At 49.2% G+C, this 16,660-nt stretch carries 12 protein-coding genes; 5 read left to right on the top strand and 7 right to left on the bottom strand.

Features of this window, described 5'->3' with window-relative positions; all coding sequences use genetic code 11:
- Positions 1 to 194: 194 nt before the first annotated feature.
- On the bottom strand, positions 195 to 1,349 hold the full coding sequence (locus DESTI_RS25330) for a S1C family serine protease (protein ID WP_014812817.1): 1,155 nt from the start codon (positions 1,347 to 1,349) through the stop codon (positions 195 to 197).
- Positions 1,346 to 4,165 carry a penicillin-binding protein 1A gene (locus DESTI_RS25325; RefSeq protein ID WP_157212273.1) on the bottom strand — a complete coding sequence of 940 codons (2,820 nt, stop codon included), beginning with the start codon at positions 4,163 to 4,165 and terminating at the stop codon, positions 1,346 to 1,348. Before DESTI_RS25325 ends, DESTI_RS25330 begins: the two co-directional genes overlap by 4 nt.
- Before the next feature lie 228 nt (positions 4,166 to 4,393).
- Between DESTI_RS25325 and DESTI_RS25320 the strand changes: the two genes are divergently transcribed.
- From DESTI_RS25320 to DESTI_RS25310, 3 genes are read left to right on the top strand one after another with little or no spacing between them, the layout of a single operon-like run.
- Positions 4,394 to 4,984 (top strand): RNA polymerase sigma factor, encoded by a 591-nt coding sequence (locus tag DESTI_RS25320; protein WP_014812815.1) that lies wholly within the window; start codon positions 4,394 to 4,396, stop codon positions 4,982 to 4,984.
- A gap of 59 nt (positions 4,985 to 5,043) precedes the next feature.
- Positions 5,044 to 5,472 carry an anti-sigma factor family protein gene (locus tag DESTI_RS25315; protein WP_014812814.1) on the top strand — a complete coding sequence of 143 codons (429 nt, stop codon included), beginning with the start codon at positions 5,044 to 5,046 and terminating at the stop codon, positions 5,470 to 5,472.
- Entirely contained in the window at positions 5,469 to 5,990 is a 522-nt protein-coding gene (locus DESTI_RS25310) for a periplasmic heavy metal sensor (protein ID WP_014812813.1), read from the top strand. The genes DESTI_RS25315 and DESTI_RS25310 overlap by 4 nt, the downstream gene beginning before the upstream one ends.
- A 36-nt stretch (positions 5,991 to 6,026) precedes the next feature.
- On the opposite strand, the gene DESTI_RS25305 is transcribed toward DESTI_RS25310, so the two are convergent.
- The 5 genes from DESTI_RS25305 to DESTI_RS25285 form a co-directional block, all read right to left on the bottom strand.
- Positions 6,027 to 7,358: an MFS transporter gene (locus tag DESTI_RS25305; protein WP_014812812.1), complete on the bottom strand. Its 1,332-nt coding sequence runs from the start codon at positions 7,356 to 7,358 to the stop codon at positions 6,027 to 6,029.
- A 261-nt stretch (positions 7,359 to 7,619) separates the two neighbouring features.
- Positions 7,620 to 8,552 (bottom strand): DMT family transporter, encoded by a 933-nt coding sequence (locus DESTI_RS25300; protein WP_014812811.1) that lies wholly within the window; start codon positions 8,550 to 8,552, stop codon positions 7,620 to 7,622.
- A gap of 25 nt (positions 8,553 to 8,577) precedes the next feature.
- The gene (locus tag DESTI_RS25295; RefSeq protein WP_014812810.1) at positions 8,578 to 9,483 is read right to left on the bottom strand and encodes a hypothetical protein; all 906 of its coding nucleotides are present in this window, start codon (positions 9,481 to 9,483) and stop codon (positions 8,578 to 8,580) included.
- 53 nt (positions 9,484 to 9,536) lie between these two features.
- Positions 9,537 to 9,920 carry a GNAT family N-acetyltransferase gene (locus DESTI_RS25290; RefSeq protein ID WP_014812809.1) on the bottom strand — a complete coding sequence of 128 codons (384 nt, stop codon included), beginning with the start codon at positions 9,918 to 9,920 and terminating at the stop codon, positions 9,537 to 9,539.
- Between the two features lie 893 nt (positions 9,921 to 10,813).
- Positions 10,814 to 11,062 carry a glutaredoxin family protein gene (locus tag DESTI_RS25285; protein WP_014812808.1) on the bottom strand — a complete coding sequence of 83 codons (249 nt, stop codon included), beginning with the start codon at positions 11,060 to 11,062 and terminating at the stop codon, positions 10,814 to 10,816.
- A 398-nt stretch (positions 11,063 to 11,460) separates the two neighbouring features.
- Between DESTI_RS25285 and DESTI_RS25280 the strand changes: the two genes are divergently transcribed.
- Positions 11,461 to 11,706, top strand: a complete 246-nt coding sequence (locus DESTI_RS25280; protein WP_014812807.1) for a hypothetical protein — start codon at positions 11,461 to 11,463, stop codon at positions 11,704 to 11,706.
- A 411-nt stretch (positions 11,707 to 12,117) separates the two neighbouring features.
- The gene (locus DESTI_RS29480; protein ID WP_014812805.1) at positions 12,118 to 16,644 is read left to right on the top strand and encodes a PAS domain S-box protein; all 4,527 of its coding nucleotides are present in this window, start codon (positions 12,118 to 12,120) and stop codon (positions 16,642 to 16,644) included.
- Positions 16,645 to 16,660 lie beyond the last annotated feature (16 nt).

The raw sequence follows: 16,660 nt of genomic DNA, 5'->3' as shown, positions 1-16,660 counted from the left end.
ACTCACGTATACTGACAAACCCGCACATAAATCGGATTACAGTTTCATCCAGTAATACCCATGGAGGGCACTGCTCCAGATAAAGAGAATCACTCCGCTCAGAACACCTCAGCCTGCGCTGTCTTATATGCATAATTGCGAAATGGTGTCAGAAATGGTGATAAATTCTAAAGAACCTCACCCGGCCAGTACCATTATTCTTGCGATACGCGCGGGGCCTCGGTCAGGGTTACCTCCACATTCATCTCTTGTCCGTTGCGAAGCAATTTCAGTTGAACCTTGTCCCCCACATTTCGTTCCAAGATAAGATTCTGGAGATCGTCAAATGTTGGAGTAGCTATGTCATTGAGCGCCAGAATTACGTCACCGCCCAGAACCAGAGGCCTCCCTCGCACGATGAGCGGTCTGCCTTGATAAGATGCTATCTGGTTTCCTCCACGGAGACCGCTTCGGGCCGCTGGACTGTTTGCCGCCACTTCGAATATGAGTATTCCTTTCACGGGCTTAAGTCCCATGAGTTCGGCTGTCCTCGGATCGAGATCCATCCAGGAGGTGACCCCGAGCCACGGGTAGATGGCACGACCAAACCTGATAATCTGAGCAGCGATTTTTTTCGCTCTGTTAATGGGGACTGCCAAACCTATGCCCACGAAACCACCTGATTGTGTGTATATGGCAGTATTGATAGCAATGACCTGGCCTCTGGAGTCGATCAGTGGGCCACCGCTGTTACCGGGATTAATGGCCGCATCTGTCTGGATCATTCCCATCATGGTCCGCTGACCGATAATAAGATCGCGATTCAAAGCGCTGATGAATCCCGCGGTGACGGTATGTTGAAATCCGAACGGGTTTCCTATGGCAACCACTCGCTGTCCAACGGAAAGGACATCCGAATCTCCCATAGGAGCGACCTGCATTTGGGCGAACGGCTTAATTTTTATGACCGCCAGGTCGCTCACAGGATCTCGCCCAACCAACCGAGCCTGAACCTTCTTTTCCCCGAGAAAATTCACATCCAATTCTTTGGCGTTTGCTACCACATGGTTATTCGTGAGGATATGCCCGTCCGCATCGATGACAAATCCGGTGCCCTGACCTTGTTGAGGAACAAGCTGCATCCAGAAATTCATCGAGAGACTTGTGGCAACAATATTGACCACTGCAGGACTGATCGTCTGATATACATGCATCACCACCGCTTCACCGGACTCGAGAGCTTCGTATTTGGGCGGCGGTATCACCATCTGAGTAGGTACAGGTTTGTTCAGCCAAAGACCGACGACCAGTCCTCCTCCGAATATCACCAGGAGTGTGATGAATACGGACCATTTCCGAGTAGCGGTCATTGGTACCATCCTTGTGGAAGAAACTGAGGCGTGGCCCCCGATCCCTGTCTTTGCCCGAACACTCCCGATCCTTCAAAGGTCGATTCGGGGATTGTCTGTTCCACCTCATCGTATGGATCTGCATGCGCGGCTATCATACTGTCTCGTTCGATTGTCAGCCTTCCCTTCTGATCCGTGGAATAGGCAGCATATCCCAAGGTTTGCCCATTCGGAGCGAGCACCCGGACTGAGTGCGGATACAGGCTATAAACTTGATCGGGAGTGGAAGCACCGTAGAGAAATGCTTCATTTTGCGCTGACGCCGGCGCGTACATGGTATCAATCGGGCATACTTGCTTGATAGCTTGTCCGGGGATCAAATCAGGTGCGGCCATGAGCAAGGCTGGATCCGGTTGCAGCGATTTCTCCCGGTCGATGTTCTCAAAAAAGACTATACCGGGTGGAGGCAAGTACCCTGTAGAAGGCTTTCCGGCCAGAATCTGTTTCATGAAGTTCATCCACACTGGCAGAGCAGCGGTTCCGCCGTATTCGTTTCTGCCCAGTGGGACTTTTGCATCAAACCCCATCCAAACCCCAGTGGTGTACTGAGAGTTGAAACCAACAAACCATGCGTCCGTGCAATCATCCGTAGTTCCTGTCTTGCCAGCAAGATCGGATCTTCGCAATCTGCCGGTGGCTGCGGCAGTCCCGGATACGCAGGTCTCTCTCAAAGCGCCGATCATCAGAAAAGCTGTTTGAGGGCTCAAGACTCTTTGCATGTTCATATTTGCGTCAGATGAAATCTTTTCTCCGATGATCGATTCGACAATCGAGGCTCTCTCCTTTGGTCTCTGTTCAGACGCGCGATTTTGTTCGTTTTCAGTATGCTGAAGAACTTCGACGTCATCTGTCTCATCCGGACCGGTTTCCAGTTCACGCAGGCCATCCTGAATGGTACGAGCAGACACGTCCAGGGGCGTAACAGTATTGTCTTCGAGAACGCGTCCGAAACGGTCGACAACTTTCTTGACCATAACAGGGTTCATTCGTACGCCCATATTAGGAAAGACAGTGTAAGCCGACGTCAGCTCCAAAGGGGTCACTTCCGATGCTCCCAGGGCGAGCGACAGATTCTTGTGCAAAGGTGAGCTGATGCCCATGAGGCGCGCGGTTTCGATTGTCTGATCCATTCCCACGTCCATCAGCAGTTTGACGGCAATAATGTTTCGAGAATGAGCCAAGGCTTGCCTGAACGTCATAGGCCCGTGGAAACGACCATCCGAGTTCATTGGCATCCACGGGGGGCCGTTCTGATTCAGATTGACTGCAATCGGTTCGTCTACAATCAGAGTCTGTGGACTGTACCCGGCCCATTCCAGGGCCGCAGCGTAAATGAAAGGCTTGAAAGCGCTTCCCGGCTGGCGAACCGCTTGCAGGGCTCGATTGAAGCTCGAACGCTCAAATTGCAGTCCACCGACCAGTGAACGCACATATCCGGTGTGGTTTTCAATGCAAACCATTGCCCCTTGAACGGGCGGCAACATTTCCTGTTTGAGACTCAAGACCGAACCTTGCGTCTCATCAACGCGAAACTCCAACACATCGTTCACGCGGTATTTGAGATCGCTCTCCAGGTCGACACTGAATTGAGCGCCCCCGGGCAGTCCCATGGTACATCTCTGAATCTTATCCGCTGTCCGTTTACTCTGATTCTTCGCTGTGGCATGGTTTGTAATGACAACGGCCTGCACAATGTCACCCATTTTGTAGACCGAAGGACCTTCAGCCTGCAAGAATGCGCGAGCTTCCGCGGGCTTGAGTCTTCGCACAAGTCCTGCGGGTCTGCCTCTTCTCTTCTCCCAGGCCTTTACTCCTGCAATCAACGCGTCCTGGGCTTTGTCCTGGAAATTGAGATCACAGGTGGTCCACACCTGAAGCCCTTCGTTGTAGAGCCGGTTTTCACCATATTTTTCAATGATGTATTTGCGTACGGCCTCGGTAAAGTACGGCACTCTCTCGAACGGATTGGGCAGATTCTCTCGGAATTTGGGCTCTTCAGCGGATGCTTGTCTATGTTCCTCCGCAGTAATGAACCCATGTTTCAGCATCTGGCCCAACACGAATTCGCGGCGCTTCATCGCGGAATCCACATTGGAGGAATGCTTGGACGGATTCGATACGAGCCCGGCAATGAATGCAGCTTCAGGAACAGTCAATTCCTTGGCCGATTTTCCGAAATAGGTGCCTGCGGCTGCCTCTATGCCGTACGAACTTCGACCGAGGTAAATCTCGTTCAGATACAATTCGAGTATTTCGTTCTTGCTCAGGTTCTTTTCCAGCCTGAATGCCAAAATAGCTTCCCGAATCTTACGGGAAATCTTCTTCTCCTTGGAAAGCAAGAAATTCCGAGTGACCTGCTGTGTTATGGTGCTTCCTCCCTGGGTGTAATTCCCTGTAGAGAGGTTCTTGGCAAAAGCCCTCATTATTCCGAATACGTCTATACCGGTATGGGAGAAGAACCGGGCGTCTTCAGCCGCTAGGAACGCATGGATCACTTGGGGGGGCAATTCACTCAGGGGGACAGGGAAACGCCTTTCCCTGTAGAAAAGGCCGATAACAGACCCGTCTTCAGCGAAAAACGTGGAAACGGTCTTGGGCCTGTATGCTTTGAGATCGGGTATGCTGGGAAGATGAGCGGAAAACGCCAGGAACGAGCCGATTACTCCTCCGAGGATTCCCGACAGACCACCGAGAAGGATCAGGATGGGCCCTCCGATCACAATCCATGCGCATAAACGCGAAAATACTCCCAATTCTCTTTTGCGATTTCCTCTCAATCGCTGTTCACCACATCTGTAATGGAATAGGATTGATCAGTGTACGACAAGGGATACCGGTTCGTCAAATAAAAGGAAGCCCTGGTTAGCTCCCGGCTGGCGTATCCAGACATTTCATATAGTTGACGAATTCATGGATACACTATATCGAGTACGTAGCCTCGATGGTAGAATTTGAGTATACATACAGGTATCTCAGCGTACGCAAGTGAGAGTTCCAAAACGAACATGATTCCGGATAGCCGAAAAACCGATGAAGAGCTTGTTGCAGAAGCTCAGAAAGGGTCAGACCTCGACTTTAGTATACTGGTAGACCGCCACACGAACGCGGTCTTTCGTCTGGCGTACGGCATCACTCGCAGCACGCAGGAAGCCGAAGACATCGTTCAGGAGACGTTTCTTAAAGCTTTCAAGCACCTAGACGGTTTCTCCCCTGAGAAAGCCAATTTCAGAACATGGTTGCTTACTATTACCAGAAACCAGAGCATAAACGTATTTAGCGCTCTGAAACGGAAGACTCTGCGGTTCGTCACGTCAACAGATGATGATGAGCGCGATTTCGATTCTGCCGGAAATCCTCACTCTGCGTGCGGAAATCCTGAAAAGGTGCTTACCGTAAAACAAGAACACAAAAGAGTCGAACAAGCTTTGGCACAATTATCGGAACGTCAACGAACAGCACTTCTCCTGAAAGCTCAAGAAAGCATGAGTTATGAAGAAATTGCGGCCGTTATGGGCGCATCGGCCTCCTCTGTGGAATCCCTCATATTTCGTGCGAGGAAACGACTCCTGGAAATATTAAAGAATTTGGAAAAATAACCGCGGGATATTTTTGTAGAAACTGTATTATAGGTACGTAGGTACGGAGGAACAGGAAGATGAACTGCGAAGACTTCAAGGAACGACTCTCTGCTTTGCTCGATGGAGAGTTGGCTTCAAATGACGCGCTAACTGCTCATGAAGCCTCGTGTCCTGATTGTCGCAAGTTTCATGAGCAATTGATTTTGTTAAACAATACGTTGGAGAATCTGCCGCATCCCAATCCGAGTCCCGATCTGGCTGTCAGAGTCAAAGACCGTTTAGTCCGAGGGGACTCCCGGCAGCGGGAACTCATCTGGAGAAAGCTTCCGGTATTTGCAATGGTTGTGCTGCTGGCCATCGGACTGGGCAATCTGGCGGGTCGATCCATTTCGGAACTGTATATGCAGAACCCTTATACTTCAGCGCTGGACCTTATTGTTCCGGATCAGGGTAACTCGCTTTCCGATGTGCTGGTGGAGTTCGGGTCAGAGGACAATTCCCAATGAAAAAGACTCTCTTCATCGGCATTTTTGTCTTTTCACTTGCCCTCAATCTGGCAGTTGCAGCCACCCTCGGTTGGCATATCTGGAAGGAACGTTCTGTCACCGGCGCCACCATGATCGCATTATCGGATAAGCCCGAAGCCCCAGTGAATCCTGAAGACATACGCGGAATCAGACGGATCATGGCTCAGCAGGACAGAACCGGTCTTCTCGAGATTCGTTCCAAGCTCGCGGAGAAGAACCTGGAGGTTCTGGAGCTTATTGCAAAGAATCCTCAGGACCTGAATAGTGCAGAACCCAAAATCAAAGAACTCGTCGCTCTGAAAGAGCAAATGGAGCGTCAGGCTCTTTCCCGAATAAGTAGAACAATGGCTGTTTTGCCCGAAGAAAAACGACAGGTGTTCCTCACGGTGTTGAAAAATCGAGCGTGCCTCATGCCCAGAATGGGGATGGGCATGGGAAAAGGGCACAGGCAGTGGCGCGAAAACATGGGAATGTGCCCTGCCCAACAGAGCCAGTAAAATGTATTCTTTGCAGTGCTGAGAAATCTACCGCTACTATGCGCTTTTGGCTCTACTTATTTGTTCCTCATCGAAAGATACGGACGGTCTTGTATTGACACTTTCCGGTATGAACACCATTACGAGAAGAGCGCCAATGAGCAGTATGCCTGCAATGGCATACAGAGCGGCGGAAGGATTGCTTGAAAAGGTTTTCACCCATATCGGGACATTCGGTCCTATATAACCTCCCAGATTACCAATTGAATTCACGATTCCTATTCCCGCGGCAGCAGCCGTGCCTGTCAGGAATGCCGAAGGTATGGGCCAAAACAATGGTATTGACCCTATGATTCCGACGGTTGCCATTGAGAGGAAAATTACGGACAGAATGGGACTGGTAGAAAAAACTCCGCTGAGGATCAGACCGACAGCGCCTGCAGTGATGTTGAATATGTAGTGAAAGCGTCTCTCTCCTGTTCGATCGGAACTACGACTGAGAAGAATCATTCCAATTACCGATACGCCATAAGGTATGGCAGTAATCAAGCCAATTTCGGAATAATCCTTAATACCGAAGGCTTTTATGATCGTGGGCAGCCAAAAAGTAACGCCATAGAGACCAATGACCAAAGTGAAATAGACTGTGGATAAAACATAGACTTTGCCACTCTTGAAAGCGTCGATAACCCTTACTTCATGCTTATGAAGATCCTCCACATCCAGATTCTTTATCAACAGTCTCTTCTCTCTGTCATTCAACCATCTTGCTTCCTGAATGCTACTGTCCAGATAGAAGAAAACCCATATTCCGACTATAATAGAAGGTATCCCTTCAATAAGAAATAACCATTGCCATCCCGACATTCCCATATGACCCGAGGTCGTATCCATGATCCAACCAGATACGGGATTACCTATTACTCCGGAAACGGCAATGGCTGACACAAACCATGCGGTTCTGGTCGCTCTAATCTTGGAAGGGTACCACAATGTCAAATAGTAGATGATTCCCGGGAAGAAGCCCGCCTCTGCTATTCCGAGAAGAAAGCGCATGGCATAAAAGGACCATTCACCTTGGACGAACATCATCGCCGACGATATGATACCCCAGGATACCATGATCCTAGCAATCCACATCCGAGCCCCGAACTTTTTCAAAAGGATGTTGCTGGGAACTTCAAAGAAGAAGTAGCCGATGAAGAAAATACCTGCCCCCATAGCAAAAGCCGCATCGCTCAGTGACAACTCATTGAGCATTTCCAGCTTTGCAAACCCTACGTTTACTCTGTCCAGGTATGCAAGGATGTAGCACAAGAAGAGGAATGGAATAAGACGCCTGTCAACCTTGGAATACGTCTTTGCTTCAAAGCTCGCGTGTGTTTTCATAAAACTCCAGGACTCCGTGCGAACCCGATCATCAAACGGATGATGATCTTTGGAAAGGCAAAAAAGCCGCGTCTCCCTTGAGGCATCCAAGGTTATGAAATAAATGTGATTTTCCGTGCGCCCTGCTGTGAGCCTGTCACAGAAATGTAACGAGGGCAAGAGACTTTTGGGCTATATTGAATGCAATGTTGCAGATTGGCTCGTCCGACCGAACAGATATTATGTGAATGCTCCCGAAACAGACGTTAACTTCCTGCAATCTCAATCCTGAATTAGGCTCCGCTCACGTCGGATTCGGTCAGGAGTCATGGGATCCGACGCTTGCTGAAATTGCAGCAGTAAAATAGCAGCCAGCACCAGGATCGCTCCCAGGATTTGAAGATACTCCAGCTTTTCGCCTAAGAAGAAATAGGCCATAACGCCTGCGGAAATTGGTTCGAAGGTGGCAGTTATCATGGCACGAGTCGACCTGATGAAGTTTATTCCGGTAAAGTAAAAGCCGAACGGCAATATTGTCCCGAATAACACAATATACGTCATGAGAGCCCACTGCTCGTACGTGTACCCGAGCCAAAGGAATTTGAGAGGTCCACAGCAAAGGTTCAGGGAAAAAGCCGCAAAAAAGAGAGAATAGAACACAGTCGTCCAGGGACTGTACCGATGCATCGCTCGTTCTCCCAAGAGGGCATAACAAGCATAAAAGACGGCCGCAGCTAATCCCGAGGCAATTCCTACCCGGTTCATGTGCAATAGTTCGAGATTGTATCCGCCTACCACGAGATAACATCCGATCAAAGAACCGACCAACGCAATCAATTTTAGAGCAGTGAGACGCTCGCTCCAGAACAATATGGAGAACAGAGCAACAACAACCGGCGAAAGGTACTGCAACAATATGGCAGCGACAACCTGAATCTTGCTGATAGTAAAGAAATACGAAAACTGCACCAGTGTCATTACGACACCGCCGAGAAGCAGGAAATAGGCGAGATCTTTCCATCTGATTTTCAGCGAAGATTTGGAAAATATGCTCAGGAAGAAAGCAAGGAATAAGGATGCAAATGTTACACGGACCTGAACGAGATCCAGCGGTTCAACGCCTGACTCAAATAGGGCCTTTCCTGAAGTTCCCGAAGAGGCCCAGAGAACCGCAGCAATCAGCACACAGAGATAACCTTTTGTGGAAGCGGACATGCGGACCCCTCGAGGAAAGATCAGACTAATGATAGAATTCACGGATCCGCTTGAATCGTTCACTGTGAACAGCCAGGCATTCTTTCTTGCAGTTTATGACAAAGACTTTATCCATCTCGTCTTCAGATTCGTGATTCTTTTCGCAATTACGCAGACACTCCTGGTACGCAAGATTTCTTGAACCGTTCGTAGCGGAAACTTCGTTCCGTGCGATGGCATCCAGAATTTTTATCATGTCCTGCGCCTCTGTCAACAAAGCCTTATTCGCTGCTTGTAACGCCCGTTCCTTTTCTCGCGAAATACGGTTTGCGGAAAATCGCTCTGTGCCTTCTAAAATCATGATAAAGATCCCTACAAGAAGAATTCCGGCGATCCCACCCGCAAGCGCGGCAACGAAAATCTGGTGATCCGCAAAGAGACGCGATAACCATGATTTTTTCGCAGGGACAAATTCTTCCGGGTTCCAATCCCCTCCCCCAGTGGTATCCTCGTTGCGATCGGAAACCACGTCGGACTTCCTCACGCGATTCTCCCTTTTTTCAAGCTCGTACGGTTCTATCAGAGACGATGCTACGAGTTGCTCCAGGAGCGACGAGAGCCCTTTCGCGGACAAATTGTACTTTTGCATCAGAAGAATATCGCTATAACCCGCCCGGATGTCCTTTACCGCCTGTTCCGCATCTACTACGGCTTTCTTATGGGGAACAGGTTTGGGCATAATTAACTCCACTACATGGGACTGCTGAGATGCGAACATTCTCCGATTGACTTCTCGCTGGTCCAATTCCCCGAGTGCAATCAACTTCTCGTACAATTTGTGCAAACCTTGTGCGGAAAGATAAAACTTCTCCATCATGTCTGCATCGGTTGCCCCTGCCCTGAATGCGGCCACTGCACTTTTTCTGTCTACTTTGACTTTAAGTTTTCGCATAGTAAGTCGGACTCGAACTCTTGAACATGTAATTCATCCCCCCTGAATGTATATCATCTCTCTATGAAAGAATCATTCTCGTCGGTTGGATCGCGTCCTTGAGGAGATCTCCCGGACAAGTACTTTCTCCAAAATGCCGCCGCCCCCTCGTTTTCTTCAATCGGGGTTCCCGGGACAGGGATTTGCCCGAAATATGATTCAATCTTGGACATCATTGCGGACGCTATCCCCTCCCGTCGATATTTATCCATTACCCAGATGTTGTTCACTTGAGGAGACCAGCCTCGGTTCGCATATCCATGCACATACCCAATCAAATCGGATCCTCGGAAGACCTTTACTTCATACCAGTCCATATCCTCGTCATAAAAGAACTCCATGACCAACAAGGTTCTAAAAACAGTTTCGGGTAGCCGAAAGAACATTCTGAACTGCACGTGTTACTCGCTATTCTGGCAGGTTATTACCGTTGAAGCCTAACCATGACTTATACCAAAATGCTTTCATAGAAGGAATATTGAGAAACCTGTTATTTGCCGGTCCCGGCAAATCTCCCTCGCTACGAACGGCACCGCCTGACTTCGCTTCGGAGACATGCCGGGACCGGATTTGCTAGACGTTACTTCTTTGAACGCACATTCGTATTACTCAGTACAAACGGGTAGGCTTTTGGGTATAGGAATACTCGAATGCGCTCTGAAGCTTTTCCTCCGTACGTTCCACTTATCAACAGGTGTGAATAACTCATTGTTCTTTCCATACCACCTTAAATAAACAGGCACTTCCAACTATGATCCCGTTATTACGATAGAACTGAACTGCTCCGGATTGGAGCGTTTTGCCGATCAGGTGGTCAGAGAGGATGTTGCATCAAATTATCCACAGGGTTACACCCAAGTTATCCACAGAACATGTGGACAACTTGGCAGGGCAAGTTCCAAAACGGATTCTTGAAGTACTGGAATTGTCCCCGAGGAGACAAATTCGCAATATTCCTTATTGAAACCAGCGCAGCATACTGGCAGAGAGATGTTTGGTTCTCCATAAAATGAAGTCCCGATCTTGTAACACGGATTCGCTTTTCTTCTCATAATCTGGGAGGCTGGAGGTATCCCTCGCTCCGGACGACGCAGAGCCGTCTAATCACTCCGCTCAAGATACCCCAGCCTTCGCTATCTTATGTGCACAACTGCCAAATGGTATAAGCATGGCATCGAGAGTCTACGGTCCTGTATTTGTTTAGAAAACACGACGTCGCAAGGCATGCGTCTTCTTGCCCGGAGACTCCTCCCACAATGCAAGAATCTGCTTTGCACTCGAACACGCATCTTCAAAGCCCGAGAGCCTCTCTAATCTCGGCTTCCTTGAATCCGACAATCACCTTTTGTCCGATAATTATAGTGGGGAATGCGCATCGGGAGGTCAGTCGTTTGATCTCGTCCAGAGCCTCTGTACGCATGTCATCCGGCAGTAGATCCACATCCGTAAATTCATATTCGATCCCGCAGTCACCCAGGAATCTCTTGCAGGCTTTGCAATGGCTGCAGGTACTGAGAGAGTAGAGCTTGCACACTTCCATTCGATTGCTCCTTTATTCCATTCCCGATAGTCTACCCATTTTATCCATCAGAGCAATCAAAAACGAAAGCCCTGGAGAGTTGGCTTTTCCAGGGCTTTCAGTATCTCGTGACTTTCAAGGAGGTAGCCACATGGCACACTGCGAATTGAGCAATTCGCGTGCCATCTTTAAAGCCCATGTCTCTGCTGCATCAAAGCTGCTCCATGCATCCTAGAACTGACATTGCCGTATGAATAATGCATCACTGGATACCATAATGTCACTTTATTCGTGGCCTCATCTATCGCACTATTTTACTGCGAACATCAAAGTTTTTGTTGAGTATCCGAGCAATACACGCAAGAATGTTTCGTCGGTTTTACCCATACACTTCGTTTTAGGAGTTCCGGAATTCGCATATGACGAAAGAGAAACGGACCTTGAGTGCGAAAGAAGTCCTGGAAGACCTGAGATCCGGTTTCGACGACCAGATGCTCATGGAAAAATATTCTCTTACGTACCGGCAACTTCAACGACTCTTTCGAAAGCTCATTATCGGGGGATTTGTAAGTCCTTTGGAATTGGCCCAACGTCTCTGCGTGACACAGAGTCAGGTCACTGAAGTGATAGATCAGGTCAAAAAAATGGTCGACGAACTTGAATAAGCGCCCGCCGATAGTCGCACTCAACCGGATCGTCGGCCGCAGAGACCTCAATCAAAAGGCCTGCAGCGTTCCGACCGGATTGCGAGAATGCCTTTTGACAAAGTCACAGACAATTATGCCCCCCACCGCGATCTTGCAGCGGATTATGAAAAAGCAAAATCAGGCAGTCGGAGTCTGGAACAGCAAACCTATAATCTTGACAGAGATTATCAGCATTTTGTAGAATACCTCAAATTATCCGTACTTATGTTACATGCCGTACTTGTTGTGATCTGACATGAATAATTTGCCTTGCATATGCTCCAGCAAGGAATCGTTGTTGCGAAAAAGATCAACTCTCCGGGGTATCCTCAACTCTTAGGACCCGGAGCCCAGAAGAAATTACAATTTTCGGCTCTGGAGGTGCGATTAATGATCAATGGGACGGAAGACTGCGTAGGTCCGGAGGAAATTAACCTGGCTGAACGAGCCCTCTTGGCGTCGATAGTGGAATACTCAGACGATGCGATCATCGGAAAGAAGTTAGATGGCACTATTCTCAGTTGGAATGCTGCTGCTGAAAAGATGTACGGCTACTCCGCGCAAGAAGCCATCGGCCGGTCCATTCTCATCGTAGTTCCGCCGGACCGTCAGGACGAGATGCCCAGAATTCTTGAAAAGGTGAAAAAAGGCGAGACAGTCGACCATTACGAAACAAAGCGAATGAGTCACACTGGCCGGCAATTCCACGTCTCAGTCTCTGTATCTCCAATTAAGAATCCATCCGGGGAAATCGTAGGGGCCTGCACGATCGCCCGCGACATCAGCGACCGAAAACGAGCTGAAGAGGCATCACAGAGGGCTAAAGAGTATAGCCAGGGCCTTCTCCAGGCGAGCGCGGAGAGGGCCCTTTTAGCATCCATAGTCGAATACTCGGATGACGCGATTATCGGAAAAACGTTGAATGGCACAATCCTGAGTTGGAATGCCGCTGCAGAGAAAATGTACGGCTTCTCCGCCGAACAAGCCATCGGCCAGTCCATTCTCGTCGTGGTGCCGCCGGACCGTCAGGACGAAATACCTAAAATTCTCGAGCGAATTAAAAGGGGCGAGACCGTTGAGCATTACGAAACAAAACGAATGGACAAATATGGCGACGAAATCTACGTCTCTGTGACCGTCTCGCCAATTAAGAATGCATCCGGGGAAATTGTAGGAGCCTCGACCGTTGCACGCGATATCAGTGACCGGAAGCGAGCGGAAGAAGCATTGCAGAGAGCCAGTGCATATAGCCGAAGTCTGATCGAAGCGAGTTTGGACCCGCTGGTCACGATCAGTGCCGAAGGTAAGATTACCGACGTTAATACCGCGACTGAACGCGTCACCGGTTATTCGCGAAATGAACTCATCGGGACGGACTTTGCAGACTACTTCACCGATCCTTCTCGAGCAAGGGAAGGATATCAGCAGGCTTTCAGGGATGGTTCGGTGAGGGATTATGAACTGGAGATCAGGCATAGAAGCGGAAGCCTTACTCAGGTGACGTACAATGCCTCTGTGTATTCTGACGATTCCGGAACGATTATCGGCCTATTTGCAGCGGCTCGCGACATCAGTGACCGAAAGCGTGCTGAAAAAGCGTTGCAGACAGCCAGCGCATATAACAGAAGTCTCATTGAAGCCAGCCTGGATCCATTGGTGACAATCAGTGGCGAAGGAAAGATCACTGACGTCAATACTGGAACCGAGCGGGTTACAGGTTATTCACGAAATGAACTGATTGGAACGGATTTTGCCGATTATTTCACAGATCCTGAAAAGGCCAGAGCCGGTTATCAACAGGCTTTCAAAGATGGTTCGGTGAGGGACTATGAACTGGAGATCAGGCACAAAAACGGAGAGTTGACTCCGGTCATGTACAACGCTTCCGTCTATCGGGATGAATCCGGGACTATTATCGGTCTTTTTGCAGCAGCTCGCGATATCACCGAAAGTAAGCGTGCTGAAAAGGCATTGCAGGCAGCCAGTGCATATAACCGCAGTCTGATCGAGGCCAGTTTGGACCCCCTGGTCACTATTAGCGCAGAAGGAAAAATCACTGACGTCAATACTGGAACCGAGCGGGTTACAGGTTATTCACGAAATGAACTGATTGGAACGGATTTTGCCGATTATTTCACAGATCCTTCAAGAGCAAGGGCTGGTTACCAGCAGGTCTTCAGAGATGGTTTAGTGAAAGACTATGAACTGGAGATCAGGCACAAAAACGGAGAATTGACTCCGGTCATGTACAACGCTTCCGTCTATCGGGATGAGTCAGGGAGAATCACGGGCGTCTTTGCAGCAGCCCGCGACATCAGTGACCGAAAGCGCGCTGAAGAGGCATTGAAGACAGCCAGTGCATATAACAGAAGCCTCATCGAGGCCAGCTTGGACCCGCTGGTCACTATTAGCGCAGAAGGAAAGATCACTGACGTCAATACCGGAACCGAGCGTGTCACCGGCTTTTCACGAAACGAGTTGATCGGGAAGGATTTTGCCGACTATTTCACCGATCCTGAGAATGCGAGGGCTGGATATCAACAGGCATTCAGAGATGGATCGGTGAGAGACTATGAATTGGAGATCAGGCACAAAAACGGCGATCTCACTCAGGTTACCTATAATGCTTCAGTATATAGTGACGAGTCCGGGAAGATTATCGGCCTGTTTGCAGCAGCCCGCGACATCAGCGACCGCAAGCGCGCAGAAAAGGCGTTGCAGACAGCCAGTGCATATAACAGAAGCCTCATCGAAGCCAGTCTGGACCCTCTGGTGACTATCAGCGCGGAAGGAAAGATCAATGACGTCAACACGGCTACAGAGCGGGTTACCGGTTATTCACGAAACGAACTGATCGGAACGGATTTCGCCGATTATTTCACAGATCCTGCGAAGGCCAGAGCTGGATACCAACAGGCATTCAAGGATGGATCGGTGAGAGACTATGAATTGGAGATCAGGCACAAGAACGGCGACCTCACTCAGGTTACCTACAATGCTTCAGTATATAGTGACGAGTCCGGGAAGATTATCGGCCTATTTGCAGCGGCCCGTGACATCAGTGACCGTAAGCGGGCAGAAAAGGCGTTGCAGACAGCCAGCGCATATAACAGAAGCCTTGTCGAGGCCAGCTTGGATCCTCTGGTGACCATCAGCGCGGAAGGAAAAATCACGGATGTGAACACCGGAACCGAGCGAGTCACCGGCTTCTCACGAAATGAACTCATTGGGACGGACTTTGCCGACTACTTCACCGATCCTTCAAGAGCGAGAGCCGGATACCAGCAGGTCTTTAGAGATGGTTTGGTGAAAGATTACGAACTGGAGATTCGGCACAAGAATGGGATGTTGACACCGGTTATGTATAACGCGTCGGTTTACCGGGATGAATCCGGGGATATTGTCGGTGTGTTCGCAGCGGCCCGTGACATCAGTGACCGTAAGCGGGCAGAAGAGGCATTGCAGACAGCCAGCGCATATAACAGAAGTCTCATTGAGGCCAGTTTGGATCCTCTGGTAACTATTAGTGCCGAAGGCAAGATTAATGACGTCAACACAGCTACAGAGCGGGTTACCGGTTATTCACGAAATGAGCTCGTCGGGACGGATTTTGCCGATTATTTCACCAGTCCCGAAAATGCCCGAGCCGGATATCAACAGGCATTCAGAGATGGATCGGTCAGGGATTATGAACTGGAGATCCGGCATAAGAGCGGAAATCTGACTCAGGTCACATATAATGCCTCTGTATATAGCGACGAATCAGGAAAGATTATCGGCCTGTTTGCAGCGGCTCGCGATATTAGTGCTCGCAAAAAGGCAGAAGAAGCCCTCGCGAAAAGAAACAGAGACATTGAAGCAATATTGAATGCCAGTGCGGACTCCGTCTTCCTCTTATCGGCTGATTGGTCCATTGTTGCACTGAACGAAGCCACTGCATTAAGGTTTGGATGGAAAAGCAACGAAGTGCTCGGGGAGTCACTTTCCAGTATTCTGCCACCGGATATTGAAGCCAAAAGCAGAGCCAAGTTTAACGAGGTATTGCAAACCGGTTATGCAGTGCGCTTCGAAGACGAGAAGGATGGCAGATTCTATTACACCAGTTTCTATCCTGTTCTTGATGCCAACGGAAATGTTGGTGGAGTCGCAGGATTTGACAGGGATATCACAGAAGCGAAACAAGCAGAGATCGAGCGTGAAAGACTGATCACGGAACTGGAAGCCAAGAACGCCGAACTGGAGAGATTTACATATTCGGTCTCCCATGACCTGAGGAGTCCCTTGATCACCATCAGGACCTTCTTAGGATTTGTCGCAGAGAACGTAACCAATGGAAATACTGAAAACCTGAAATCTGACTTGGATCGAATTGACAAGGCAGCAGAGAAGATGGGACAACTTCTGGGAGAGATTCTGGAGCTTTCCCGGGTCGGCAGGCTGTTCAATCCGCCGACAAAAGTGCCTATGCGAGAACTGGTAGATGAGACCCTGGAACTGTTGTCCGGAAGAATTGCGCAACATGGCGTGGAGGTACAGGTGGCTCCGGATCTGCCTATCCTGCTCGTCGATCGTCCGCGGTTACTGGAAGTCTTCCAAAACCTTATCGAGAATTCAATGAAATTTATGGGAGATCAGCCACATCCGCGAATCGAGATTGGCATAAAAGAGAATGGCGATGAGACTTTGCTCTTTGTTCGAGACAATGGCATAGGCATTAATCCCCTTTACCATGAAAAGGTGTTCGGACTTTTTAACAAATTGGATCAAAAAACCGAAGGAACCGGCATAGGATTAGCCTTGGCCAAGCGAATCGTCGAAGTGCATGGTGGCCGTATTTGGGTAGAATCAGAAGGCATCGGAAGTGGTTCCACCTTTTATCTCACTCTCCCCTGCCCTGCGCCTGATGACGAGAAATGAAACGAGACTGAATTGC

This window comes from Desulfomonile tiedjei DSM 6799 (assembly GCF_000266945.1).
In the GTDB taxonomy this organism is placed as follows: Bacteria; Desulfobacterota; Desulfomonilia; order Desulfomonilales; family Desulfomonilaceae; genus Desulfomonile; species Desulfomonile tiedjei.
The sequence above is the reverse complement of the archived record's forward strand: the minus strand, read 5'-3'. Positions and strand labels throughout refer to the sequence as shown.